This is a genomic window from Streptomyces sp. NPDC093094 (assembly GCF_044754345.1).
GTDB lineage: Bacteria > Actinomycetota > Actinomycetes > Streptomycetales > Streptomycetaceae > Streptomyces.
This window is the reverse complement of record NZ_JBIVOX010000002.1, coordinates 220445-245109: the sequence shown is the minus strand read 5'-3', so window position 1 is coordinate 245109 and position 24665 is coordinate 220445. Positions and strand designations below refer to the sequence as shown.

The 24665-nt window shown below is 72.2% G+C and carries 19 protein-coding genes; 16 read left to right on the top strand and 3 right to left on the bottom strand.

All coding sequences use genetic code 11. The annotated features are described in order from the left end of the window. Window positions 1–78 precede the first annotated feature (78 nt). The 9 genes from leuS (at window position 79) to ACIQGV_RS03900 (ending at window position 11691) form a co-directional block, all read left to right on the top strand. On the top strand, window positions 79–2949 hold the full coding sequence (leuS, locus tag ACIQGV_RS03940; protein WP_402490069.1) for a leucine--tRNA ligase: 2871 nt from the start codon (window positions 79–81) through the stop codon (window positions 2947–2949). A gap of 222 nt (window positions 2950–3171) precedes the next feature. Beyond that, the gene (locus ACIQGV_RS03935; RefSeq protein WP_402490066.1) at window positions 3172–3906 is read left to right on the top strand and encodes a hypothetical protein; all 735 of its coding nucleotides are present in this window, start codon (window positions 3172–3174) and stop codon (window positions 3904–3906) included. A gap of 70 nt (window positions 3907–3976) precedes the next feature. Next, entirely contained in the window at window positions 3977–4822 is an 846-nt protein-coding gene (locus tag ACIQGV_RS03930; RefSeq protein WP_402490063.1) for a DegV family protein, read from the top strand. Window positions 4823–5023: 201 nt separating this feature from the next. Next, the gene (locus ACIQGV_RS03925) at window positions 5024–6139 is read left to right on the top strand and encodes a helix-hairpin-helix domain-containing protein (RefSeq protein WP_402490061.1); all 1116 of its coding nucleotides are present in this window, start codon (window positions 5024–5026) and stop codon (window positions 6137–6139) included. 92 nt (window positions 6140–6231) lie between these two features. Further along, window positions 6232–8913, top strand: a complete 2682-nt coding sequence (locus ACIQGV_RS03920; RefSeq protein WP_402490058.1) for a ComEC/Rec2 family competence protein — start codon at window positions 6232–6234, stop codon at window positions 8911–8913. Between the two features lie 4 nt (window positions 8914–8917). After that, the gene (locus tag ACIQGV_RS03915; protein WP_402490055.1) at window positions 8918–9742 is read left to right on the top strand and encodes an arylamine N-acetyltransferase; all 825 of its coding nucleotides are present in this window, start codon (window positions 8918–8920) and stop codon (window positions 9740–9742) included. A 58-nt stretch (window positions 9743–9800) separates the two neighbouring features. Next, window positions 9801–10046 (top strand): hypothetical protein, encoded by a 246-nt coding sequence (locus tag ACIQGV_RS03910; RefSeq protein WP_402490052.1) that lies wholly within the window; start codon window positions 9801–9803, stop codon window positions 10044–10046. A 192-nt stretch (window positions 10047–10238) separates the two neighbouring features. Then, window positions 10239–11225, top strand: a complete 987-nt coding sequence (gene holA, locus ACIQGV_RS03905; protein WP_402490049.1) for a DNA polymerase III subunit delta — start codon at window positions 10239–10241, stop codon at window positions 11223–11225. Between the two features lie 67 nt (window positions 11226–11292). Beyond that, the gene (locus ACIQGV_RS03900; protein ID WP_402490046.1) at window positions 11293–11691 is read left to right on the top strand and encodes a nuclear transport factor 2 family protein; all 399 of its coding nucleotides are present in this window, start codon (window positions 11293–11295) and stop codon (window positions 11689–11691) included. 179 nt (window positions 11692–11870) lie between these two features. On the opposite strand, the gene rpsT is transcribed toward ACIQGV_RS03900, so the two are convergent. After that, on the bottom strand, window positions 11871–12137 hold the full coding sequence (gene rpsT, locus ACIQGV_RS03895; protein WP_015660447.1) for a 30S ribosomal protein S20: 267 nt from the start codon (window positions 12135–12137) through the stop codon (window positions 11871–11873). A gap of 244 nt (window positions 12138–12381) precedes the next feature. Here rpsT and lepA point away from each other — a divergent pair, with 244 nt between their 5' ends. From lepA to ACIQGV_RS03870, 5 genes are all read left to right on the top strand, one after another. After that, window positions 12382–14250 carry a translation elongation factor 4 gene (gene lepA / locus ACIQGV_RS03890; RefSeq protein WP_402490044.1) on the top strand — a complete coding sequence of 623 codons (1869 nt, stop codon included), beginning with the start codon at window positions 12382–12384 and terminating at the stop codon, window positions 14248–14250. A 268-nt stretch (window positions 14251–14518) separates the two neighbouring features. Continuing rightward, window positions 14519–16393, top strand: a complete 1875-nt coding sequence (locus ACIQGV_RS03885) for an AMP-dependent synthetase/ligase (RefSeq protein WP_402490041.1) — start codon at window positions 14519–14521, stop codon at window positions 16391–16393. A 177-nt stretch (window positions 16394–16570) separates the two neighbouring features. Further along, the gene (locus ACIQGV_RS03880; protein WP_402490039.1) at window positions 16571–18463 is read left to right on the top strand and encodes a SpoIIE family protein phosphatase; all 1893 of its coding nucleotides are present in this window, start codon (window positions 16571–16573) and stop codon (window positions 18461–18463) included. 206 nt (window positions 18464–18669) lie between these two features. Further along, a complete protein-coding gene (hemW, locus tag ACIQGV_RS03875) occupies window positions 18670–19902 on the top strand; it encodes a radical SAM family heme chaperone HemW (RefSeq protein WP_402490036.1) in 1233 nt (410 codons plus the stop codon). Window positions 19903–20003: 101 nt separating this feature from the next. After that, window positions 20004–20576, top strand: coding sequence for a Uma2 family endonuclease (locus tag ACIQGV_RS03870; protein ID WP_402490033.1), 573 nt, complete (start codon window positions 20004–20006; stop codon window positions 20574–20576). Here the strand turns inward: ACIQGV_RS03870 and ACIQGV_RS03865 are convergent. Then, the gene (locus tag ACIQGV_RS03865; RefSeq protein WP_402490030.1) at window positions 20560–21366 is read right to left on the bottom strand and encodes a DUF3097 domain-containing protein; all 807 of its coding nucleotides are present in this window, start codon (window positions 21364–21366) and stop codon (window positions 20560–20562) included. The genes ACIQGV_RS03870 and ACIQGV_RS03865 overlap by 17 nt on opposite strands. Window positions 21367–21397: 31 nt before the next feature. Further along, entirely contained in the window at window positions 21398–22129 is a 732-nt protein-coding gene (locus ACIQGV_RS03860; protein ID WP_402490027.1) for an MBL fold metallo-hydrolase, read from the bottom strand. 170 nt (window positions 22130–22299) lie between these two features. On the opposite strand from ACIQGV_RS03860, the gene hrcA reads away from it, so the two are divergent. Both hrcA and dnaJ read left to right on the top strand, forming a co-directional pair. Continuing rightward, a complete protein-coding gene (gene hrcA, locus ACIQGV_RS03855; RefSeq protein WP_402490024.1) occupies window positions 22300–23316 on the top strand; it encodes a heat-inducible transcriptional repressor HrcA in 1017 nt (338 codons plus the stop codon). Next, window positions 23317–24453: a molecular chaperone DnaJ gene (dnaJ, locus tag ACIQGV_RS03850; protein WP_402490021.1), complete on the top strand. Its 1137-nt coding sequence runs from the start codon at window positions 23317–23319 to the stop codon at window positions 24451–24453. It begins immediately after the preceding gene. Window positions 24454–24665 lie beyond the last annotated feature (212 nt).

Here is a 24665-nt window from a genome sequence, read left to right as displayed (position 1 = left end):
ATCGGCGCGGCGTCCCCTCCTGTGCGAGGGGATTTTTCATTTCCGCTGGCAGAGACGATCGATGGAGCTTTGAGGATCATGAGCGAGACGAACCCCGCTGCAGCCGAGGTGGCAGCGCCGCACCGCTACACGGCCGTCATGGCCGCGGAGATCGAGGCACGCTGGCAGGACTTCTGGGACGCCGACGGCACCTATGAGGCGCCGAACCCGAGCGGTGACCTGGCGGGCGACCCCGAGCTGGTCGCCAAGCCCAAGAAGTTCATCATGGACATGTTCCCGTACCCGTCGGGTGCGGGCCTGCACGTCGGGCACCCCCTGGGCTACATCGCCACCGACGTCACCGCCCGCTTCCAGCGGATGACCGGGCACAACGTCCTGCACACCCTGGGCTTCGACGCCTTCGGCCTGCCCGCGGAGCAGCACGCCGTCCAGACCGGTGAGCACCCGCGGATCACCACCGAAGCCGCCATCAACAACATGAAGTCCCAGCTGCGCCGGCTGGGCCTGGGCCACGACAAGCGCCGGTCGTTCGCCACGATCGACCCGGACTACTACAAGTGGACCCAGTGGATCTTCCTGCAGATCTTCGACTCCTGGTACGACGACGAGGCCCGCAGGGCCCGCCCGATCTCCGAGCTGATCGCCCGGTTCGAGTCCGGTGAGCGCGCCGTGCCCGGCCACACGCGCCCGTGGAGCGAGCTGACCGCCGCCGAGCGTTCCGACGTCCTGGGCGAGTTCCGCCTGGCCTACGCCTCCGAGTCCCCGGTCAACTGGTGCCCCGGCCTGGGCACCGTGCTGGCCAACGAGGAGGTCACCGCCGACGGCCGCTCCGAGCGGGGCAACTACCCCGTCTTCAAGGCCAAGCTGCGCCAGTGGAACATGCGTATCACCGCCTACGCGGACCGCCTGCTGGAGGACCTGGAGGAGCTGGACTGGCCCGAGGCCATCAAGCTGCAGCAGCGCAACTGGATCGGCCGCTCCGAGGGCGCCCGCGTCGACTTCCCGATCGACGGCGAGCGCATCACCGTCTTCACCACCCGTCCCGACACCCTGTTCGGCGCGACCTACATGGTGCTGGCGCCCGAGCACCCGCTGGTGGAGAAGTTCACCCCGGCCGCCTGGCCCGAGGGCACCCACGACGTGTGGACCGGCGGCCACGCCACCCCGGGCGAGGCCGTCGCCGCCTACCGCGCGCAGGCCGCCTCCAAGTCCGACGTGGAGCGGCAGGCCGAGGCCAAGGACAAGACCGGCGTCTTCATCGGCACCTACGCGACCAACCCGGTCAACGGCGAGAAGGTCCCGGTCTTCATCGCCGACTACGTCCTGATGGGCTACGGCACCGGCGCGATCATGGCCGTCCCCGGCCACGACGCGCGTGACTTCGAGTTCGCGCGCGCCTTCGAGCTGCCGATCCAGTGCGTCGTCGAGCCCACCGACGGCCGGGGCACCGACACCGCCGCATGGGACGACGCCTTCGTGTCGTACGACGCGAAGATCGTCAACTCCACCCACGACGACATCTCCCTGGACGGCCTGGGCGTCGTCGAGGCCAAGGCGCGCATCACCGACTGGCTGGCGGGCCGGGGCATCGGCGAAGGCACCGTCAACTTCCGGCTGCGCGACTGGCTGTTCAGCCGCCAGCGGTACTGGGGCGAGCCCTTCCCGATCGTCTACGACGAGGACGGCGTCGCCCACGCGCTGCCCGAGTCGATGCTGCCGCTGGAGCTGCCGGAGGTCGAGGACTACTCCCCGCGCACCTTCGACCCGGACGACGCCGACACCGAGCCCGAGACGCCCCTGTCGCGCAACGAGGACTGGGTGAACGTCACCCTGGACCTGGGCGACGGTCCCCGCAAGTACCGCCGCGAGACCAACACCATGCCCAACTGGGCCGGTTCCTGCTGGTACGAGTTCCGCTACCTGGACCCGCACAACGAGCGGGAGCTGGTCGACCCGGCGATCGAGCAGTACTGGATGGGCCCGCGCGAGGGCCGGCCGCACGGCGGTGTCGACCTGTACGTCGGCGGCGCCGAGCACGCCGTGCTGCACCTGCTGTACGCGCGCTTCTGGTCGAAGATCCTGTTCGACCTGGGCCATGTCTCCTCGGCCGAGCCGTTCCACAAGCTGTTCAACCAGGGCATGATCCAGGCGTACGTCTACCGCGACAGCCGTGGCATCGCGGTGCCCGCCGCCGAGATCGAGGAGCGCGACGGCGCCTTCTACCACCAGGGCGAGAAGGTCTCCCGACTGCTGGGCAAGATGGGCAAGTCCCTGAAGAACGCGGTCACTCCGGAGGCGATCTGCGCCGAGTACGGCGCGGACACCCTGCGCCTGTACGAGATGGCGATGGGCCCGCTGGACGTGTCGCGCCCCTGGGACACGCGCGCGGTGGTCGGCCAGTTCCGGCTGCTGCAGCGGCTGTGGCGCAACATCGTCGGCGAGGACAGCGGTGAGGTCACCGTCGTCGACGCCGAGGCCGACGAGGACACGCTGCGTGCCCTGCACAAGGCGATCGACGGGGTGCGCGGCGACCTGGAGGGCATGCGCTTCAACACCGCCATCGCCAAGATCACCGAGCTGAACAACCACCTGACCAAGGCCGGCGCGGCCGTGCCGCGGTCGGTGGCCGAGGCACTGGTGCTGCTGGTCGCGCCGCTGGCCCCGCACATCGCCGAGGAGCTGTGGCGCAAGCTGGGCCACGCCGACTCGGTCGTGCACCGGGACTTCCCCGTGGCGGACCCCGCGTACGTGGTCGACGAGACGGTCACCTGTGTCGTCCAGGTCAAGGGCAAGGTCAAGGCCCGCCTGGAGGTTCCGCCGACCATCTCCGAGGACGAGCTGGAGAAGGTGGCGCTGGCCGACGAGAAGGTCGTCGCCGCGCTGGGCGGGGCCGGCATCCGCAAGGTGATCGTGCGGGCGCCGAAGCTGGTGAACATCGTCACGGCGTGACCGGTGTCGCGTGGCCGCTGTCGCCTGATCGGTGTCGCCTGACCGGTACGGGGCAGGGCGTCCGTGCCGGTGAGCGGGGTTCCGGGGCGGCCTTCGAGGCCGGCTCCGGGTAGTCCCCTACGGGCAGGTTCGGGGTTCTTCTGGAACTCCGGGCCTGCCCGTAGCGTTTACCGTTTGAAGTGCGGCGCGGAGCGTGCCGCGCAAGGTCCGAGGAGGCGCGTCGTGGAAGCAGTGATCGCAGTCGTCGTCCTGCTTTTCGCGCTCTTCCTGGCGGCGGGCGCCTACGCCACGGTGAAGGCGGTCGGTGCCGCCAAGCGCGGCGTGGACCGCACCCTCACCCAGGCCCGCCGCACGGTCGAGGACCACACCCTGCGGGCCAAGTCCCTCGGCCGGCCGGGCCCGGCGGGTGAGATCGCCCAGCTCCGGCTGTCCCTGCGCACCTCGATGCGCGCGACCCAGGACGCGCTGCACGCGGGGGTGGCCGAGGACGAGTCCCTGAAGGAGTCCCTCGGCCTCTTCGACCGCCTCAGCGCACACGGCCACGAGCTGGACGCCGAGCTCAGGCGTCTGGAGTCGGAGCCGGACCGGACCACGCTCGGGGAGCGCCTGCCCGCGCTGCGCGAACGCACCGAGCGCATCGTCAGCTCGGCCGACTCCCTGCGCTGGGCCGCCCGCGACCGGGCCCGCCGTTTCGCCGAGGACGATCTGGACTCCCTGAGCACCCAGATCGACCTGGAGGCGGGAGCCCTGCGGCACTGGACGACGACGGAGTCCGCGACGCCCCCGCCGGCATGGTCCGACGCGCCGCACACCGAGGGCGCGGCAGCCGGTGGGACCCGGCCGGAAGAAGCACGACAGCAGCCCGCGGAGGAACCGGCACGGCAGGCCATCACCCCGCCCGGACAGCGCCTCACCCACTCCTGGCAGAAGAAGCCCCGCCCCGAGAGCACCACCTGAGGCCGCCACACAGGCCCTGGGGACAGGGCCGGACTGCCGCACGGGCGCTACGCCAGGTAACCTCCAGCTCATGTCCCGCCATGTCGCGATCGTCACTGATTCAACGGCCTACCTGCCGCAGCGGACGATGGAGCGTCATGGCATCACCGCGGTCCCGCTGAGCGTGGTGCTCGGCGACCAGGTGCTCGAAGAGGGCACCGAGTTCTCCACCCGCTCCGTGGCACAGGCGCTGCAGAAGCGACGCCCCGTCACGACGTCGCGGCCCAACCCCGAGCTGTTCGCGCAGCACTACCGCAAGGTCGCCGAGTCCGGCGCGACCGGCATCATCTCGCTCCATCTGTCCGCGGAGCTGTCCGGCACCTATGACGCGGCGGTTCTCGCGGCCCGCGAGGCGCCCGTCCCGGTGCGGGTGGTGGACACCGGGATGGTCGCGATGGCGCTCGGCTTCTGCGCGCTGACCGCGGCCGAGACCGCGGAGTCGGGCGGCACGGTGGACGACGCCGCCGCGGCCGCGGAGAAGCGGGCCGCCGGCACCTCCGCCTACTTCTACGTCGACACCCTCGACTTTCTGCGCCGCGGTGGCCGGATCGGCGCCGCCCAGGCGCTCTTCGGCTCCGCGCTCGCCGTGAAGCCGCTGCTCCAGCTCGAAGGCGGCCGGATCGGCCCGCTTGAGAAGGTCCGTACGGCGTCCAAGGCGATCGCCCGGCTGGAGGAGATCGTCGTCGACCGGGCCGGCGCCGGACAGGTCGACATCGCCGTGCACCATCTCGCCGCCCCCGAACGGGCCGCCGCTCTCGCGGACCGGCTGCGGAAGCATGTGCCCGGGCTGGTCGACCTGCATGTCAGCGAGGTCGGAGCCGTGATCGGGGCGCACACGGGGCCCGGTCTGCTGGGAGTCGTGGTCTCGGCGCGCTGAGAAGGCGGGCTGACCGGCTCTTCCGCCACCGTCGCCGTGGCTCTGCCGCGCCTCCGCCTCCACCGCCTCCGCGTTGTGGTCGGCCCGGCTGTGCCGGGGCGGTGCACCCGTTCGGGTGGCGGAGTTGTCCACAACCGGTGAACGGTCCACGGAACTTGAGCGGGACCGTCACAGGCTCTGGCCCTGCGTGATCCTCGACGCATGGCACTTCGATCACATCCGCGTACACCGTCCGCGACCAGCGGCCCCGGCCGGGGACCGTCCTCGGACAGCCGTGCCCGTCACCGCCGCAGGGCCGCCCTGCACGGACACAGGCACAGGCTTGTGCAGGGACAGGGGAACAGGCCCGCCGACGAACTCCGCCGCCGTGCGGAGTCGCTGTTCGCCGGGCGGCCGACACCACTGAGGGAGGCGGGTGCCGGCCCGCCGGTGCAGGGAGCCGTCAGGGCGGGGCCTGGAGGAGGATCCGGCGCCGAGGACGGCCGGAGCGACGAACGGACGGGCACTCCGGACCGAGGCGCCGAGGCCCGGCAGGGCCCGGTCGGAGATGCCGAGGGGGCTCCCGGCCTCCACGGCGATGCCCGGCAGGGCCGGTTCGGGATCGCGCTGCGGGAGCGGATGCCCCTGTGGCTGCAGGCCAGGTGCGGGCTGGAGCGCCGGAGCGTGGCCGCACTCGCGATGGTGCTGGTCGTGGCCGGGGGACTGGCCGTGCAGCACTTCTGGAGCGGGCGTACGCAGTCGGTCAGGGCTCCCGAGATCGTGCGCGCGGCCGGTTCCTACGAGGAGCAGGGAGCGGGCGCCTCCACCGGACCCGACTCTCCACCGGTCGGTACCGGCGCGACCGCCGTGCCGTCCGCCGAGATCGTGGTCGATGTCAGCGGCAAGGTCCGTGAGCCCGGCATTCACCGGCTGCCGGCCGGATCACGGGTCGCGGACGCGCTGAGGGCGGCGGGAGGGGTGAGGCCCGGCGCGAACGTCGACGGCCTCAACCGCGCCCGCTTCCTGATGGACGGCGAGCAGGTGATCGTCGGTGAGCCGACGGGTCCGGGCGGGGGCGGCTCTCCCGGCGGCGCCGCACCCGGGCCTCCGGGGCCCGCCGGTCCCGGGGCACCCGCCGGTCCCACGGTGCCGGTGTCCCTGAGCACGGCCACGGTCGAGCAGTTGGACGTGCTGCCCGGTGTCGGGCCCGTGCTCGCGCAGCACATCGTCGACTACCGCACACAGCACGGAGGCTTCCGCTCTGTCGACGAGTTGCGCGAGGTCGACGGCATCGGCGAGCGCCGGTTCGCCGATCTGCGGAACCTGGTACGGCCATGAACACCGGTCAGGACGTCCCAGGGACTTCGGGCGCGGGACCCGCGCGGGGGCGCGGGGATCCCGCCGCTCCGGCCCCGGACGCGCGTCCTGCGGTGCACACCGCGTCGGGCGGGCGCCTCGGAGCCGCCCACCCCCGGCAGGAGGCACCGGCCGACCTGCGGCTCGTGCCGCCCGCGCTCGCCGCCTGGGCGACAGCCGCGCTCCTGATCGACGCGCCGCCGCAGTGGGTCGTCGCCGTGACGATCGCCTGTCTCGCGGCGGCCGGGGTGCTGCTGACGTCATGGGGGCGAAGGACGGGAACCCGGAGGAGAGCCGAGGGAGCCTCGGACCAGGGCATGCGGCGACGCGGCCGGGGCGTCAAAGGGCCGGAGCGGACGTCCGGCTCACGGGCGTGGTCGTTCGGGGCGGTGGCCGCCGTGCTGCTCTGTGTCGCCGCGGCTGCCGCCTCGACGGGGCTGCACGGGGCCGATCCGAGGCGCGGGCCCGTGCCGGGCCTGGTACGGGAGTTCGCCACGGTGACCGCGGAGGTCGAGGTCACCGCCGATCCCCGGCTCTCCCGCCCGCGGGTCAGGGGGAACCGCATGGCGCCCGGCGTCGTGCTGGTGCCGGCGGAGGTGCGCCGGGTACGGCGTGCGGGCGTGGCGTCGGTGTCGGTGACCAGGACTCCCGTGCTCGTGATGGCCGACGAGGGGGAGCGCGGCACCGGACCGGAGGCGGACGCGGGAGAGCCGAGGGCGTCGCCGTGGCTGGAGGTCCTGCCCTCGACGCGGCTGCGGGTGACGGGCCGGCTGGCCCCGGCTGTCGTGGGCGGTGACCGGATCGCGGGAGTGCTGAGAGTGCGGGGGACCGCGCCTTTGGAGGTGACGAGACGACCGTCCGGGACCCAGCGTCTGGCGGGCCGGCTGCGGGCGGGGCTGCGCGAGGCCAGCGAGGAGCTTCCGGCGGACGCGCGGGCGCTGCTGCCCGGGCTCGTCGTCGGGGACACCTCACGGATCACGCCGGAGCTGGACGAGGCGTTCAAGGAGACCGACCTGGCGCACTTGCTGGCGGTGTCCGGGAGCAACCTCACGATCGTGCTGGCCCTGCTTCTCGGCCCGCCCGGCCTGGCCCAGCGGGCCGAGCGCCGCGGTGTCGCCCCGCGCCTGGGCATCCCGCTGCGGACCACGGCGCTGCTGGGAGGGGTGCTCACGCTGGGGTTCGTCGTGGTGTGCCGGCCGGACCCGAGCGTGCTGCGGGCCGCGGCCTGTGGAGCGGTCGCTCTGCTGGCCCTGGTCACCGGGCGCCGCAGATCGCTGATCCCGGCTCTGGCGACGGCCGTGCTGCTGCTGGTGCTGTTCGACCCCTGGCTGGCGCGCAGTTACGGGTTCCTGCTGTCGGTGCTGGCCACGGGAGCCCTGCTGACGGTCGCACCGCACTGGAGCGCGGCGCTGCGGCGGCGCGGGGTCCCCGCACGGCTGGCCGAGGGGCTGGCGGCGGCCGGGGCGGCGCAGGCCCTGTGCGCGCCGGTCGTGGTGGTGCTGTCGGCGCGGGTCAGCCTGGTGGCGGTGCCGTGCAACCTCTTCGCGGAGTTCGCGGTGGCGCCTGCGACGGTCCTGGGCTTCGCCGCGTTGGCGGTGGCACCGGCCGCGATGCCGGTGGCCGGGTTCCTGGCCTGGCTGGCGGGGTGGCCCGTGGGGTGGATCGCGGACGTGGCCCGGGCCGGGGCGGCCCTGCCCGGCGGGGGAGTGGACTGGCCGGGCGGCTGGGCGGGGGCGGCACTGCTCGTGCTGGTCACGGCGACGGTCCTGGTCGTGGGCAGACGGTTGCTGGTCCGGCCGTGGCTGTGTGCCGTGTGCGGGGCGCTGCTGTTGCTCGTGGTGGTGCAGCCGCCGCCGTTGGGCAGGGTGATCACCGGCTGGCCGCCGCCGGGCTGGCGGCTGGCGATGTGCGACGTGGGTCAGGGCGACGCGCTGGTGCTGGCGGCCGGTGCGGGGAGCGGGGTGGTGGTGGACGCGGGGCCCGATCCGGAGCCGGTCGACCGCTGTCTGCGGGCGCTCGGCGTCACGAAGGTGCCTCTGGTGGTGCTGACCCATTTCCATGCCGACCATGTGGCGGGGCTGCCGGGCGTGCTGCGGGGCCGTGCCGTGGGGGAGATCCAGACGACGGGGTTCGAGGAGCCGGTCGGGCAGGTGCGGTTCGTGCGCGGGGAGGCGGCCGCGCGGCGTGTCCCGGTCACACGGGCGGTGGCGGGCGAGCGGCGGCGCAGCGGTGACCTGACATGGGAGGTGGTGTGGCCGCCACGGCCGGCGGCACCCGCAGCGCGGCACACCGGTCCGGTGGCGTCCGTGGGGCCGCGCACCGGTCCGGCAGCACCTGCGGGGCCGCGCGGCGGGGCCGTGTCACCTGGGGCGCCGCCGTTCGTGCCGGAGGGGCCGAACGACGCGAGTGTGACGTTGTTCGTCCGGTCGGCGGGGCTGCGGATGCTGCTGCTCGGGGATCTCGAACCGCCTGCCCAGCGGGCGTTGTCACGGTCGCCGGCGGCTGGGCTGCTGGAGGGCGTGGATGTGCTGAAGGTCGCCCATCACGGGTCTGCGTACCAGGACCCGGACCTGATACGCCGGGTGGCACCGAGGCTCGCGCTCGTGTCGGCCGGGGCGGACAACCCTTACGGGCATCCGGCCCCGGGCACGGTCGCCGCGCTGCAGGATCAGGGCGCGGTGGTGCTGAGGACGGACCGGGGCGGTTCGGTGGCGGTGGCCGGTGAGGGGGAGGAGATGAGGGTGGCGCGAGACTGAGGGCATGAACTCCGCACAGATCGATGCCTATCTCCGCCGTATCGGGGCCGAGCGCCCGGCACGGCCCACTGCCGACGTCCTGCGTGATCTGCATCTGCGGCATCTGCGGACCGTGCCCTTCGAGAACCTGGCGATACATCTCGGCGAGGGGATCGGACTGGAGGAGAAGAGGCTGCTGGACAAGGTGGTGGGCGCGCGCAGGGGAGGGTTCTGCTACGAACTCAACGGGGCCTTCGGGGCGTTGCTGGCCGCACTGGGGTTCGAGGTGACGTACCTCGCGGCACGGGTGTACGGGAAGGAAGGGCGCCCGGGGATCCCCTACGACCATCTCGCGCTGCGGGTGGGGACGGTGGACGGGGGCGAGTGGCTGGCGGACGTGGGGTTCGGCGCGCACAGCCATCTGCCCCTGGAGCTGGGGTCGCGCGACGAACAGAGGGACCCCGGCGGGGTCTTCCGGATCGTCGAGGCGGGGCCGGACGCCGCGGGCGCGGGCGGCGGCGGGGCCGGCTTCGCGGACCTGGACGTCGTCAAAAACGGTGGGGCGGAGTACCGGCTGGAGACCAGGCCCCGGCTGTTCGGGGACTTCGTGATCGGGGCGTGGTGGCACAGCACCTCGCCGCAGTCGCACTTCCGGCAGTCACTGGTGTGTTCACGGGTCACGGAGGACGGAGGGCGGATCACGCTCAGCGGGCGGAGCCTGACGGCGACGGCGCCCGACGGCACGCGGGACGTACGGGAGCTGGTGACGGACGAGGAGGTGCTCGCGGTCTACCGGGAGCGGTTCGGGATCGAGCTGGACAGAGTGCCCGAGGTACGTCGGGCCGAGTGAGGAGGCTGCGGACGGGGCCTGTGCCGGGGCACGGCCGGGGGTGCCGGAAAATGGGGCCGTGAGCGATGTGAGACATGTGCTGGTGCTGCCCGACCGGGATGCCGCGGAGGAGGCCGCCGAGGCACTCAGGGAGCGGTTCGGGGTCGACGAGGAACCCCGGCTGGTGCGGGACGCGCTGGCCGGGGAGGACGACGCCGAGGACGCCCAGTGGCTGGTGCTCCTGCACGACGACGAGGGACGGCTCGCCCCCCGGGAGCTGGACGAGTTCGCGGGCGAGTGGGACGGCTGGCGCGAGGAGCCGTAGTTTCCCGCCCCGTAGTTTCCCGCCCCGTAGTTTCCCGCCCCGTAGTTTCCCGCCCCGTAGTTTCCCGTCCCGTAGTTTCCCGTCCCGTAGTTTCCCGTCCCGGGGCTTCCCGCCCCGGGGCTTCCCGCCCCGAAACCTCGTGCCCCCGGCGCAGCTCTCCCGTTGTCAGTGGCCCGTGCCATGCTTGTCCCGATGGCCAGGAACTCTGCGAATGACGACCCTCTCGCCCCTCTGACGCTCGCCGTGGGGCAGGAGGACCTGCTGCTCGACCGCGCCGTGCAGCAGGTGGTGGCCGCCGCCAGAGCCGCCGACGCCGACACGGACGTCCGTGATCTGACGCCGGACCAGCTGCAGCCCGGCACGCTCGCCGAGCTGACCAGCCCCTCGCTCTTCGCGGAGCGCAAGGTCGTGGTCGTACGCAACGCGCAGGACCTGTCCGCCGACACGATCAAGGACGTGAAGGCGTACCTCGGAGCGCCCGCCGAGGAGATCACGCTGGTGCTGCTGCACGCGGGCGGGGCCAAGGGCAAGGGCCTGCTGGACGCCGCGCGCAAGGCCGGGGCGCGTGAGGTGGCCTGCCCGAAGATGACCAAGCCGGCGGACCGGCTGGCCTTCGTACGGCAGGAGTTCCGGGCACAGGGGCGGTCTGCCACGCCCGAGGCGTGCCAGGCGCTGGTCGACGCCATCGGAAGCGATCTGCGGGAGCTGGCGTCCGCCGTGTCGCAGCTGATCTCCGATGTCGAGGGGACCATCGACGAGGCGGTCGTCGGCCGGTACTACACGGGCCGCGCCGAGGCGTCGAGCTTCACCGTCGCCGACCGGGCGGTGGAGGGGCGGGCCGCGGAGGCGCTGGAGGCGCTGCGATGGTCGCTGGCGACCGGCGTGGCCCCGGTGCTGATCACCAGCGCGCTCGCGCAGGGGGTGAGGGCGATCGGGAAGCTGGCGTCGGCCCGGGGCGGCCGGCCCGCCGACCTCGCCCGTGAGCTGGGGATGCCGCCCTGGAAGATCGACCGGGTCCGGCAGCAGATGCGCGGCTGGACGGCGGACGGGGTGGCGGTCGCGCTGCGGGCGGTCGCCGAGGCGGACGCCGGGGTGAAGGGCGGCGGTGACGACCCCGAGTACGCGCTGGAGAAGGCCGTGGTGATCATCGCGCGGGCCGCCCGTTCCAGAGGACGCTGACTCCCGCGAAGAGGAGAATCGTGCGTGTCAGCCACCCATCGCCGAACAGGGAAAGGTGGCGATCGCCATGGCTGAACACCCGCACGCCAAGCTTGTCCGAGAAGGTTACGAGGCGTTCCAGCGCGGGGACATGGACGCGCTGCGCAGCATGATGACGGCGGACTGCACCCACCATGTGCCCGGCTCGCACCCGCTCTCCGGGGACTTCAAGGGCATCGACTCGGTCCTCGGCGACTACTACGCCCGGCTGGCCTCGGAGACGGGCGGCTCGTTCCGGGTCGAGCTGCGCCACATCTTCGTGGACGGCCGTGGACATGCGATGACCGTGCACCACTTCACCGCGGACCGGGCCGGCAAGCACATCGACGAGATGGGCGGCATCGTCTTCCGGATCGTCGGGGACAAGATCAGCGACCTCGACGAGTGTGTCGCGGACATGCAGAAGGCCGACGACTTCTGGTCGTGACGGGCACAGCGAAGGCCCCGGTGTCCGTCCTGGGGAAGGAAGGACACCGGGGCCTTCGGTTCAAGCTGTCTGAGCCCGTACCCGCGTGGCGAACGCAGGCCGCGTACAGGCTCGGGGCACCGGTCGGGGGCGGATGAGAGAGGGCCCGCCCTGATTCCTCCCGGCGGTCAAATCAAGTGTCAGCCCTTGAGGGACGCGACCTTGGAAGCAAGCGCCGACTTCTTGTTGGCGGCCTGGTTCTTGTGGATGACGCCCTTGGAGACGGCCTTGTCGAGCTGACGCGCAGCGGCGCGCTGGTACTCGGTGGCCTTCTCGACGTCGCCCGCGGCAGCGGCCTCACGGGCCTTGCGGATCGCGGTCTTCAGGGAGGACTTGACGGCCTTGTTGCGCAGCCGGGCCTTCTCGTTGGTCTTGATCCGCTTGATCTGGGACTTGATGTTCGCCACGAATGAGCCTTTTCAGGTTCAGGTGCGGGGCCAGGAGTGCTCCGGGCAGGAGATGTCCGGGACCCGTACCAGGTGATTACTTGGGGTCGTGCCTCGCGCTGAGAGGGCATGAGGCACAGCCACCCAGAGTACCAGCGGCCCTCCAGGTGGCCCAAACCGGCTTTCGCTCTCCACCCGTGGGACCATGGAGGCTACGTATCGATCCGACCCGAGGCATAAGGCGCCTCAAGAGACAGGACCCTGCGTGCCCGCGACCCCTAACAATGTGCCCGAGCCGAGCCGTACCGACCCGGCTCTGATCCGCAACTTCTGCATCATCGCGCACATCGACCACGGCAAGTCCACGCTCGCCGACCGGATGCTCCAGCTGACCGGCGTGGTCGAGCAGCGGCAGATGCGCGCTCAGTACCTCGACCGCATGGACATCGAGCGCGAGCGCGGCATCACGATCAAGTCCCAGGCCGTGCGTCTGCCGTGGGCTCCCACTCACGACAAGAGCCAGACGCACATCCTCAACATGATCGACACCCCCGGGCACGTCGACTTCACCTACGAGGTCTCACGGTCGCTCGCCGCCTGTGAGGGGACCGTCCTCCTCGTCGACGCCGCCCAGGGCATCGAGGCACAGACCCTCGCCAACCTGTACCTGGCGATGGAGAACGACCTCACGATCATCCCGGTGCTCAACAAGATCGACCTGCCGGCCGCGCAGCCCGAGAAGTTCGCCGAGGAGCTGGCGAACCTGGTCGGCTGCGACCCGAGCGACGTTCTCAAGGTCTCCGCGAAGACCGGCCTCGGTGTCGACGCCCTGCTCGACAAGGTGGTCGCCGAGATCCCCGCGCCGGTCGGCGTCAAGGACGCCCCCGCCCGCGCGATGATCTTCGACTCGGTCTACGACTCCTACCGGGGTGTGGTCACGTACGTCCGTGTCATCGACGGTCAGCTCAACAAGCGTGAGCGGATCCGGATGATGTCGACGGGCGCGACCCACGAGCTGCTGGAGATCGGCACCAACTCGCCCGAGATGCTTCCGGCCGACGGCCTGGGCGTCGGCGAGGTGGGCTATCTGATCACCGGCGTGAAGGACGTCCGCCAGTCGAAGGTCGGTGACACCGTCACCAGCCAGCACAAGGGCGCCACCGAGGCGCTCGGCGGCTACAAGGACCCGAAGCCGATGGTCTTCTCCGGTCTGTATCCGCTCGACGGCTCCGACTACCCCGAGCTGCGCGACGCCCTGGACAAGCTCCAGCTCAACGACGCCGCGCTCGTCTACGAGCCGGAGACCTCCGCCGCGCTCGGCTTCGGCTTCCGCGTCGGCTTCCTGGGACTGCTGCACCTCGACGTGATCCGTGAGCGGCTGGAGCGCGAGTTCGGCCTCGACCTGATCGCCACCGCGCCCAACGTGGTCTACCGCGTGGTCATGGAGGACGGCACCGAGCACACCGTCACCAACCCGAGCGAGTTCCCCGAGGGCAAGATCAACGAGGTGTACGAGCCCGTCGTACGCGCCACGATCCTCGCCCCGACCGAGTTCATCGGTTCGATCATGGAGCTGTGCCAGACCCGGCGCGGCACCCTGCTCGGCATGGACTACCTCTCCGAGGACCGGGTGGAGATCCGCTACACCCTCCCCCTCGCGGAGATCGTCTTCGACTTCTTCGACCAGCTGAAGTCCAAGACCCGCGGCTACGCCTCCCTGGACTACGAGCCCACCGGCGAGCAGACCTCCAGCCTGGTCAAGGTCGACATCCTGCTGCACGGCGACAAGGTGGACGCCTTCTCGGCGATCACCCACAAGGACGCCGCGTACGCGTACGGGGTGCGGCTCGTCGCCAAGCTGCGCGAGCTGATCCCGCGGCAGGCGTTCGAGGTGCCGATCCAGGCTGCCATCGGCTCCCGGGTCATCGCCCGCGAGACCATCCGCGCCATCCGCAAGGACGTCCTCGCCAAGTGCTACGGCGGTGACATCTCCCGTAAGCGGAAGCTGCTGGAGAAGCAGAAGGAGGGCAAGAAGCGGATGAAGATGGTGGGTTCCGTGGAGGTCCCGCAGGAAGCCTTCATCGCGGTCCTGTCCAGCGACGAGAGCGCGGGGTCGGCCAAGGGCAAGAAGTGACCGCGGGTCACACTGCCGGGCCCCGGTAAATGGGGTACGAAGGGGTCCGTCGTGCGGGAGCGCGGCGGGCCCCTTCGCATGTCACGGCTCGATGTCGGTGGGAAGTGACAGGGTGCGGGCCCTTACGCGGGGGCCGGTCGGCCTTTACTCTGTCCCTGCTCGATAGTTACTCGCGAGTTAAACAACGGCTCGTGAGTGAAAACAGCCCCCCAGTGTCGGCGCAAGCCGCCCTGAGCCAGCCGCATCGTCGCGGGCCCCGGAGGATGTCGTGAGCGACACACAGACCCTGATCGAGAACCGTCCGCCGTCCGTCGCGGGCCTCTTCCTGGAGCGCGTCGCGGCAACGCCGGATGCCGAGGCGTACCGGTACCCCGTACCCGCCGCCTCCGGGCAGGGCCCCGACGAATGGAAGTCGCTGAGCTGGGCCCAGGCCGCCGAACGGGTCTACGCCGTCGCGGCCGGACTCGTCGAGCTGGGTCTCCAGCCCGAGGAGCGCGTCGCCCTCGCCGCCGGCACCCGCGTGGAGTGGCTGCTGGCCGACCTCGGCATCATGTGCGCCGGAGCGGCCACCACGACCGTCTACCCGCAGACCAACGCCGACGAGGCCGCGTACATCCTCGCCGACTCCGGCAGCCGGGTGCTGATCGCGGAGAACGCCGAGCAGCTCGCCAAGGCCCGGGAGAAGCGCGCCGAGCTGCCCGAGCTCACCCATGTCGTGGTGATCGACACCGAGGGCGTGGAGACCGGCGACTGGATCCTGTCGCTGGCCGAGCTGGAGAGCCGCGGTGCCGCCCGGCTGGAGAAGGACCCGGAGCTGATCAAGAAGCGGGTCGCGGCGATCACCAAGGACCAGCTCGCCACCCTCATCTACACCTCCGGCACCACCGGCCGCCCCAAGGGTGTGCGGCTGCCGCACGACAACTGGTCGTACATGGCCAAGGCGATCGCCTCGACCGGCCTGGTCGGGCCGGACGACGTGCAGTACCTGTGGCTGCCGCTCGCGCATGTCTTCGGCAAGGTGCTCACCTCCGGGCAGATCGAGGTCGGCCACGTCACCGCCGTCGACGGCCGCGTCGACAAGATCATCGAGAATCTGCCGATCGTCCAGCCGACCTACATGGCGGCCGTGCCCCGCATCTTCGAGAAGGTCTACAACGGCGTCGCCGCCAAGGCCCGCGCGGGCGGCGCGGCCAAGTACAAGATCTTCCAGTGGGCGGCCGGTGTCGCCCGCGAGTACGCCAAGGTCACCCAGGACAACTTCCGCCGCACCGGCACCGCCAGTGCCCCGTTCGGCCTCGCGGCCAAGCACAAGGTCGCCGACACCCTCGTCTACGCCAAGCTCCGGGAGGCGTTCGGCGGCAGGCTGCGGGCGTGCGTGTCCGGCTCGGTCGCCCTCGCCCCCGAGATCGGCTACTTCTTCTCCGGCGCGGGCATCCACATCCTGGAGGGCTACGGCCTCACCGAGTCGTCGGCGGCGTCCTTCGTCAACCCCGGCGAGGCGTACCGCACCGGCACGGTCGGCAAGCCGCTGCCCGGGACCGAGGTGCGCATCGCCGACGACGGCGAGATCCTGCTGCGCGGCCCCGGCATCATGGAGGGCTACCACGGGCTGCCGGACAAGACCGCCGAGGTCCTGGAGGCCGACGGCTGGTTCCACACCGGCGACATCGGCGAGCTGTCCCCGGACGGCTACCTGCGCATCACCGACCGCAAGAAGGACCTGTTCAAGACCTCCGGCGGCAAGTACGTCGCGCCGACGGAGATCGAGGGACAGTTCAAGGCGGTCTGTCCGTTCGTCTCCAACATCCTCGTCCACGGCGCCGACCGGAACTTCTGCACGGCGCTCATCGCGCTCGACGAGGCCGCGATCGCCGGCTGGGCCGCGGACCACGGCCTGGAGGGCAGGCCGTACGCCGAGATCGTGGCGGCGCCCGCCACGGTGGAGATGGTCGAGGGGTACATCCAGGAGCTCAACTCCGGGCTCCAGCGCTGGCAGACCATCAAGAAGTTCCGGCTGCTGCCGCGGGACCTCGACGTCGAGCACGGCGAGATCACACCGAGCCTCAAGCTGAAGCGGCCGGTGGTGGAGCGGGAGTACCAGCACCTGCTGGACGAGATGTACGCCGGGACCCGCGAGGCGTAGCGGCAGGCGCCCCGGGCGGAGCCCCCGGGAAGAGCCCCGAGGAGGAAGGGCGCGGCACCGTAGCACGGATATCGGCAGGCGTGGCCGGAATCGGTGACACGGCGCTTATGAGCGAGCCCTTTCTGTCACGCTGGCGGTCGATACAGGTGTCGTCGTCCGACCGCTCGGGAGCCGTTCATGGGGGCCATTCCGGTGCAACGGGAAACCGTTGCCTCCGATGCCCGCGCGCGCTTCCGTACGACGCTCGGCGGCGGCCCCCTCGCGCCGGGAACGGCGCGGGCGCTGGCCCGGGGCGCGTTCCGGGAATGGGAGGAACGCGGACTGCCGGGGGCCGAGGAGTTCGGCGAGCGGGCGGCCGGGGACGCGCTGGTCGTCGTCAGCGAACTCGTCACCAACGCCGTGGTGCACGCGGGGACGGACATCGAGCTGCACTGCCGGCTGGAACCGGACGACGCGGCCCTCGTCGTCGAGGTCACCGACCGGCACCCGGTGCGCCCGCCGCGCGGCACTCCCGCCGAGACCCGGGAGCACGGCCGGGGCCTGCGGCTGGTCGCCGGCCTCGCCGAGGCGTGGGGCGTCACCTACCGCGGGGACGCCAAGACGGTGTGGGCGCGGCTGACCGCCGGGGAGGACACGGGCTGCGATCCCGGCACGGCGCTCGACGCCGCCGCCCTGCTCGCCCCGGAGCCGCAGCGCGCGGACCGTGAGGGCGACTGGCTCGGACGGGGCGCGCTGTCCTTCCTCGCCGAGGCGTCCGATCTGCTCGCCGGACAGCTCGACGAGGATCTGGTGGTCGCGCTCACCGGCCAGCTGATCGTGCCGCGGCTCGCCGACTGGTGCGCGGTCTGGCTGGAGGACGAGCTCACCGGACGCGGCTGGAGCGAGGGCGGCGGCCTGCCCGGACCCCGGCTCGGCCGGGTCTGGCACGGCAGCGAGGACCGGGCCGAGGAACTGCGCCGCGTCCTGGAGAAGGAACCGCCCCGCCCGGGCGGCGGCCTGCGCTCCGGGCCCGTGGCCTACCCGTGGCCCGCCGCGGCCCTCGCCCCCGGCACCCCGCACGGCTCGGCGCTCGCCTACCGGCTGATCGCCGGCGGACGCCCGCTGGGCACCCTCGTCATCGGCCGCACCGGCGTCCTGCGCTTCCCCGACGAGATCACCGGCCTCGTGGAGGACCTCGCCCGGCGCGTCGCCCTCGCGATCGGCGCGGCCCGCCAGTACGCCCGCCAGGCCACCATCAGCGCCGTCCTCCAGCGCGGACTGCTGCCCGGCGCGGTCGCCGCGATCCCCGGGGTGCGCAGCGCGCTCGTGTACGAGCCGTGCGACAAGGGCGGGCCGAGCGGTGACTTCTACGACCTCTTCCCGGCCGGCGACGGCCGCTGGTGCTTCGCCGTCGGCGACGTCCAGGGCAAGGGCCCCGAGGCCGCCGTCGTCATCGGCCTGGCCCGGCCCTGGCTGCGGCTGCTGGCCCGCGAGGGCTACCGCGTCGCCGACGTCCTGGACCGTCTCAACCAGCTCCTCCTCGACGACGCCACCGAGGCCGCCGACGCCGCCGCGCGCGCCCTGGTCGGCCCGGCCGCGCCCGGCGACGGCCCGCAGACCCGCTTCCTGTCCCTCCTCTTCGGCGAGCTCGTGCCCCTGCGGGGCGGCGGGGTGCGCTGCACCCTGGCCTCCGCGGGCCATCCGCTGCCCCTGCTGCTCGGCCCCGACGGCAGCGTCCGCACCGCCGCGCGGCCGCAGACCCTGCTCGGCGTCGTCGAGGACGAGACGTACACCAGCGAGACCTTCGAGCTGTGGCCCGGTGACAGCCTGCTGTGCGTCACCGACGGGGTCACCGAGCGCCGCGACGGCTCCCGGCAGTTCGACGACGGCGACGGACTCGCGGCCGCGCTCGCCGGCTGCGCGGGCCTGGAGGCCGAGCTGATCGCGGAACGCATCCGCCGGCTCGTGCACGACTTCGGCGGCCGTCCCCCGGAGGACGACCTCGCCCTGCTGGTGCTCCAGGCCGAGGAGACCGGGGCCGGGCGGACCGAGGCGATCGAGACCCGACCCGACCGCCCGGGCCTGCCCTGACCGGCCCGGACCCGACCGCCCCGGCCTGCCCTGACCGGCCCGGACCCGACCGCCCGGCCTGCCCTGACCGGCCCGGACCCGACCGCCCGGCCTGCCCTGACCGGCCTGCCCTGACCGGCCTGCCCTGACCGGCCTGCCCTGACCGGCCTGCCCTGCCCTGACCGGCCCGGACAGGGCAGGCCCGGGCATGAGGGACACTGGAGGACATGCCTTCCGCACTCCCCGACGGCGAGCCCGTCCCCGCCGACGGCGCGCTGCCCGCAGCCGCGCTCGCCGGGGCCGCCGACCGGCCTCTCGGCTTCTACCTGCACGTCCCGTACTGCGCGACCCGCTGCGGCTACTGCGACTTCAACACCTACACCGCGACCGAGCTGCGCGGCACCGGCGGTGTGCTCGCCTCCCGCGACAACTACGCCGAGACCCTGATCGACGAGATCCGCCTGGCGCGCAAGGTGCTCGGCGACGACCCCCGCGAGGTCCGCACGGTCTTCGTCGGCGGCGGCACGCCGACCCTGCTGGCCGCGGACGACCTCGTACGGATGCTGGAGGCCGTCCGCGAGGAGTTCGGCCTGGCGCCCGGCGCCGAGGTGACGACGGAGGCCAACCCGGAGTCGGTCGGCCCGGAGTACCTGGACACCCTCCGTGCGGGCGGCTTCAACCGGATCTCCTTCGGCATGCAGAGCGCCAGGCGGCATGTGCTGAAGGTCCTCGACCGCACCCACACCCCGGGCCGGCCCGAGGCATGCGTCGCGGAGGCGCGCGCGGCGGGCTTCGAGCACGTCAACCTCGACCTGATCTACGGCACCCCGGGGGAGTCCGACGACGACTGGCGGGCCTCCCTGGAGGCGGCGCTGGGGGCCGGGCCGGACCACGTCAGCGCGTACGCCCTGATCGTCGAGGAGGGCACGCAGCTCGCGCGCCGGATCCGCCGGGGCGAGGTCCCCATGACCGACGACGACGTCCACGCCGACCGGTACCTGATCGCGGAGGAGGCCCTGTCGGCGGCCGGCTTCGACTGGTACGAGGTCTCCAACTGGGCGGCCTCCGAGGCGGGCCGCTGTCTGCACAACGAGCTGTACTGGCGCGGCGCCGACTGGTGGGGCGCGGGCCCGGGGGCGCACTCCCACGTCGGCGGCGTGCGCTGGTGGAACGTCAAGCACCCCGGCGCCTACGCCGCGGCGCTCGCCGAGGGCCGCTCCCCGGGAGCCGGCCGCGAGCTGCTGACGGACGAGGACCGCAGGGTCGAGCGGATCCTGCTGGAGCTGAGGCTGCGCGAGGGCGTACCGCTGTCCCTGCTGAAGGCGGACGGTCTGCGTGCCGCCCGCCGCGCCCTGTCCGACGGACTGCTCCAGCCGGGGCCGTACGACGAGGGCCGCGCGGTGCTGACCCTGCGGGGGCGGCTGCTGGCCGACGCGGTCGTACGGGACCTGGTGGACTGAATCACCCCGGCGGGTGAATCGCCGCGGAACGGAGGTTCGGTCCCTAACCTGGTTCGTAGGCTGCCGCCCAAAGGACGCGGCGGATTCGGAGGGCCACGGAGATGACCGCTGTGGATGATCGCCGGGTGCACGACGTCTTCGAGAACCTTGTGGTTCCCGAGGGCTTCAAGGCTGAGCTCATCCGGGGGGAAATCGTGATGATGGCCGGACCCGACAAGGTCCACAACCGCATCGTGCAGTCCGTGCAGGACCAGATCCCCTCCGACCGGTGGGAGCGGCTCCAGACGCAGGACGTCGCCTTCCCCCGTGAGGAGAGCGAACCTCAACCCGATCTGGTCGTTCTGGAGATCGGCGCCGACGACGGTCCCGGGCGCCTCGTGCCGTCCCCGGCCGTCACCATGCTCGTCGAGGTCGTCTCGAGGACCAGCGTGCATCGGGACTACGTGGAGAAGCGGTCGATCTACGCTGCCGGGGGTGTGCCCGTCTACCTGCTGATCGACCCTTTCAAGGCCACATGCCTGGTGATGACGGAACCTGTCGGCACAGGCCCGACGGCGGACTACCAGAGCGGGCGTACCCGTAAGTTCGGAGATCCGGTGCCGCTGCCGATCATCGACATCGATCTCGACACGAGCCGGTTCGGAACCCTTCCGCCGCTCAGCGCTGCGCCGTGACGAAGTCGATCAGCTCCTCCACCCGCCCCAGCAGCTCCGGCTCCAGGTCCTTGTAGGACCCCACCCGTCTCAGGATCGCCTGCCACACCGCGCCCGTGTTGTCCGAGGGCCAGCCCAGGGCCCGGCACACGCCCGTCTTCCAGTCCTGCCCGTGCGGCACCCTCGGCCAGCCCGGGATGCCCAGCGAGGACGGCTTCACGGCCTCCCAGACGTCGATGTACGGGTGGCCCACGACCAGCGCGTGCTCGCTGGTGACCTCCCGCGCGATGCGCCACTCCTTGGAGCCGGGGACCAGATGGTCCACCAGCACGCCCAGGCGGGCGTCGGGGCCCGGCGCGAAGTCCGCCACGATCGACGGCAGGTCGTCCACACCCTCCAGGTACTCGACCACCACGCCCTCGACGCGCAGGTCGTCGCCCCACACCTTCTCGACCAGCTCGGCGTCGTGCCGGCCCTCGACGTAGATGCGGCCCGCCCTCGCCACCCGGGCCCGGGCGCCGGGCACCGCCACCGAGCCGGACGCCGTGCGGGAGGGACGTACCGGCCCCGACGGCGGCCGTACGAGCGTGACCGGACGCCCCTCCAGCAGGAAGCCGCCCGGCTCCAGCGGGAACACCCGGTGCCTGCCGAAGCGGTCCTCCAGGGTGACCGTGCCCGCCTCGCAGCGGATCACCGCGCCGCAGAAGCCGGTGCCGGGCTCCTCGACCACCAGACCCGGCTCCGCCGCCACCTCCTGCACGGGGCGCGGTTTCTTCCAGGGAGGAGTCAGGTCGGTGGAGTACTCGCGCATTCGGATGACGATAGGAGAAACGCGGGGCCCGTCAGGGCGACACGCCGAAGCGCTTCGCCAGCTCGTCGCGCTGCCGTCGTACGAACCCGGCGTCCACCACCGATCCGTGGCCGGGCACGTACAGCGCGTCCTCCCCGCCGAGGGCCAGCAGCCGGTCCAGGGCGTCCGGCCAGCGCGAGGGCACGGCGTCCGGACCAGCCTGGGGCTCGCCGGACTCCTCGACCAGGTCGCCGCAGAAGACCGTCTCGGGGGAGCCGGGGACGAGGACCACGAGGTCGTGGGCGGTGTGACCGGGACCGACGTTGGCCAGCAGGACCTGCCGCCCGCCGCCCAGGTCGAGCGTCCACTCGCCCGAGACGTGGTGGCGCGGTTCCACCAGGGCGTCCGCCGCCTCGCGCGCCGCGCCCTCGTCCAGACCGTTGCCGACCGCGTCCGCCCGCAGCGCCTCACGCGCGTGTGCCCCCGTCAGGGCCCCGGCCGCGCCCACCGCGCCGAACACCTCCGCGCCGGGGAACGCCGCCGCGCCGAAGACATGGTCGAAGTGGGGATGGGTGAGCGCGAGATGAGTCACACCCGAGCCGGACAACCATTCCGCCCGCGTGCGCAGCGCGGCCCCCTCGCGCAGGCTCGAACCCGCGTCGATCAGCAGGGCGGCGCCGTCCCCGACGACCAGCCCGGCGGTGCAGTCCCACACGGGAAGACGGCACCGGCCGACCCCGGCCGCAAGCCGCTCCCACCCCAGGTCTTCCCAAGTCACCGTCATACGGCGACGCTAGCGGTGACCCCCGCTCACGGCACGGCGGCGAAGGACCTGTCTTGCCGGAGGCCCACCCGACGGCCGTACACTGGGCCGGTAAGGCTGGCACTCGTATGCGCAGAGTGCCAGGGGAGCGGCCGGACGGCCAGGGCGACCGAATTCTGGAGGTGTGCGCGATGCTCAGTGAACGAAGGCTCCAGGTGCTGCGCGCCATCGTCCAGGACTATGTCGGCACCGAGGAGCCGGTCGGCTCCAAGGCGCTCACCGAGCGGCACAGCCTGGGCGTCTCCCCGGCGACCGTGCGCAACGACATGGCGGCCCTGGAGGACGAGGGCTACATCGCGCAGCCGCACACCAGCGCCGGGCGGATCCCGACCGACAAGGGCTACCGGCTGTTCGTCGACAAGCTCGCCGAGGTCAAGCCGCTGACCGCGCCGGAGCGGCGTGCCATCCAGAACTTCCTCGACGGCGCCGTCGACCTCGACGACGTCGTGGCCCGCACCGTGCGGCTGCTCGCGCAGCTCACGCGGCAGGTCGCGGTCGTGCAGTACCCGTCGCTGACCCGGTCCACCGTGCGGCACGTGGAGCTGCTGTCGATGGCCCCGGCCCGGGTGATGCTGGTGCTGATCACCGACACCGGCCGGGTCGAGCAGCGGATGGTCGACTGCCCGGCGCCGTTCGGCGAGAACTCGCTGGCGGACCTGCGGGCGCGGCTGAACAGCCGGGTCGCGGGCCGGCGCTTCACGGATGTGCCGCAGCTGGTGCAGGATCTCCCCGAGGCGTTCGAACCGGAGGACCGCGGCACGGTGCACACGGTGCTCTCCACCCTCCTGGAGACGCTCGTCGAACAGACCGAGGAACGGCTGATGATCGGCGGCACCGCCAATCTCACCCGCTTCGGACATGACTTCCCCCTCACCATCCGTCCCGTCCTGGAGGCACTGGAGGAGCAGGTCGTGCTCCTCAAGCTCCTGGGCGAGGCGGGAGATTCGGGCATGACCGTGCGCATCGGTCACGAGAACGCCTATGAGGGACTCAACTCCACGTCGGTGGTCTCGGTGGGCTACGGTTCGGGCGGCGAGGCAGTCGCCAAGCTCGGCGTGGTCGGACCGACCCGCATGGATTACCCGGGAACGATGGGAGCGGTACGCGCAGTGGCACGTTACGTCGGACAGATCCTGGCGGAGTCGTAAGTGGCCACGGACTACTACGCCGTGCTCGGCGTGCGTCGCGACGCGTCGCAGGAAGAGATCAAGAAGGCCTTCCGGCGGCTCGCGCGCGAGCTGCACCCGGACGTCAACCCGGATCCGAAGACCCAGGAGCGGTTCAAGGAGATCAACGCCGCTTACGAGGTGCTGTCGGACCCGCAGAAGAAGCAGGTCTACGACCTCGGGGGCGACCCGCTCTCGCAGGCCGGCGGGGCCGGCGCGGGCGGCTTCGGCGCGGGTGGCTTCGGCAACTTCTCCGACATCATGGACGCGTTCTTCGGCACGGCGTCGCAGCGCGGGCCGCGCTCGCGCACCCGGCGCGGCCAGGACGCGATGATCCGGATCGACGTCGAGCTCGACGAGGCCGCGTTCGGCACGACCAAGGACATCCAGGTCGACACGGCCGTCGTCTGCAACACCTGCAACGGCGAGGGCGCCGCGCCGGGCACCTCCGCGCAGACCTGTGACATGTGCCGCGGCCGCGGTGAGGTCTCGCAGGTCACCCGGTCGTTCCTGGGCCAGGTCATGACCTCGCGGCCCTGCCCTCAGTGCCAGGGCTTCGGCACCGTCGTGCCGACGCCGTGCCCGGAGTGCGCGGGCGACGGCCGGGTCCGCTCCCGGCGCACCCTCACGGTGAAGATCCCGGCGGGTGTGGACAACGGCACGCGCATCCAGCTCGCGGGCGAGGGCGAGGTCGGCCCCGGCGGCGGTCCGGCCGGCGACCTGTACGTCGAGATCCACGAGCTGCCGCACGCGATGTTCCAGCGGCGCGGCGACGACCTGCACTGCACGGTGACGATCCCGATGACGGCGGCGGCCCTCGGCACCAAGGTGCCGCTGGAGACGCTGGACGGCATGGAGGAGGTCGACATCCGGCCCGGCACCCAGTCCGGCCAGTCGATCCCGCTGCACAACCGGGGCGTCACGCATCTGCGCGGCGGCGGCCGGGGCGACCTGATCGTCCACGTCGAGGTGCAGACCCCGACCAAGCTCGACCCGGAGCAGGAACGCCTGCTGCGCGAGCTGGCCAAACTGCGCGGCGAGGAACGCCCGACGGGCCAGTTCCAGCCGGGGCAGCAGGGGCTGTTCTCGCGGCTGAAGGACGCGTTCAACGGCCGCTGACGCGTGCCGGCCTGCTGCCGGGGATCCGGGGGCGCGTCCCCCGGGCCGGCACGGCAGGCCGGGACGGCAGGGGCTGTTCCCGCGGCCGAAGGGCGCGTTCAGCGGCCGCTGACACGTGCCGGGCCCGCTGCCGGGGACCCGGGAATCACCCCCGGGCAGGCACGTTCACAAGCGGGCGAAGTCACCCGTGCCAACGGCCTATGCCGTGCGGA

Bases quoted from the DNA above. Each gene is read 5' to 3' on its own strand.
- leuS (WP_402490069.1), top strand. From the start codon at position 79: ATGAGCGAGACGAACCCCGCTGCAGCCGAGGTGGCAGCGCCGCACCGC.
- ACIQGV_RS03930 (WP_402490063.1), top strand. From the start codon at position 3,977: ATGTCCCGCCATGTCGCGATCGTCACTGATTCAACGGCCTACCTGCCG.
- ACIQGV_RS03925 (WP_402490061.1), top strand. From the start codon at position 5,024: ATGGCACTTCGATCACATCCGCGTACACCGTCCGCGACCAGCGGCCCC.
- ACIQGV_RS03915 (WP_402490055.1), top strand. From the start codon at position 8,918: ATGAACTCCGCACAGATCGATGCCTATCTCCGCCGTATCGGGGCCGAG.
- holA (WP_402490049.1), top strand. From the start codon at position 10,239: ATGGCCAGGAACTCTGCGAATGACGACCCTCTCGCCCCTCTGACGCTC.
- ACIQGV_RS03900 (WP_402490046.1), top strand. From the start codon at position 11,293: ATGGCTGAACACCCGCACGCCAAGCTTGTCCGAGAAGGTTACGAGGCG.
- ACIQGV_RS03880 (WP_402490039.1), top strand. From the start codon at position 16,571: ATGGGGGCCATTCCGGTGCAACGGGAAACCGTTGCCTCCGATGCCCGC.
- hemW (WP_402490036.1), top strand. From the start codon at position 18,670: ATGCCTTCCGCACTCCCCGACGGCGAGCCCGTCCCCGCCGACGGCGCG.
- ACIQGV_RS03870 (WP_402490033.1), top strand. From the start codon at position 20,004: ATGACCGCTGTGGATGATCGCCGGGTGCACGACGTCTTCGAGAACCTT.
- ACIQGV_RS03865 (WP_402490030.1), bottom strand. From the start codon at position 21,366: ATGCGCGAGTACTCCACCGACCTGACTCCTCCCTGGAAGAAACCGCGC.
- ACIQGV_RS03860 (WP_402490027.1), bottom strand. From the start codon at position 22,129: ATGACGGTGACTTGGGAAGACCTGGGGTGGGAGCGGCTTGCGGCCGGG.
- hrcA (WP_402490024.1), top strand. From the start codon at position 22,300: ATGCTCAGTGAACGAAGGCTCCAGGTGCTGCGCGCCATCGTCCAGGAC.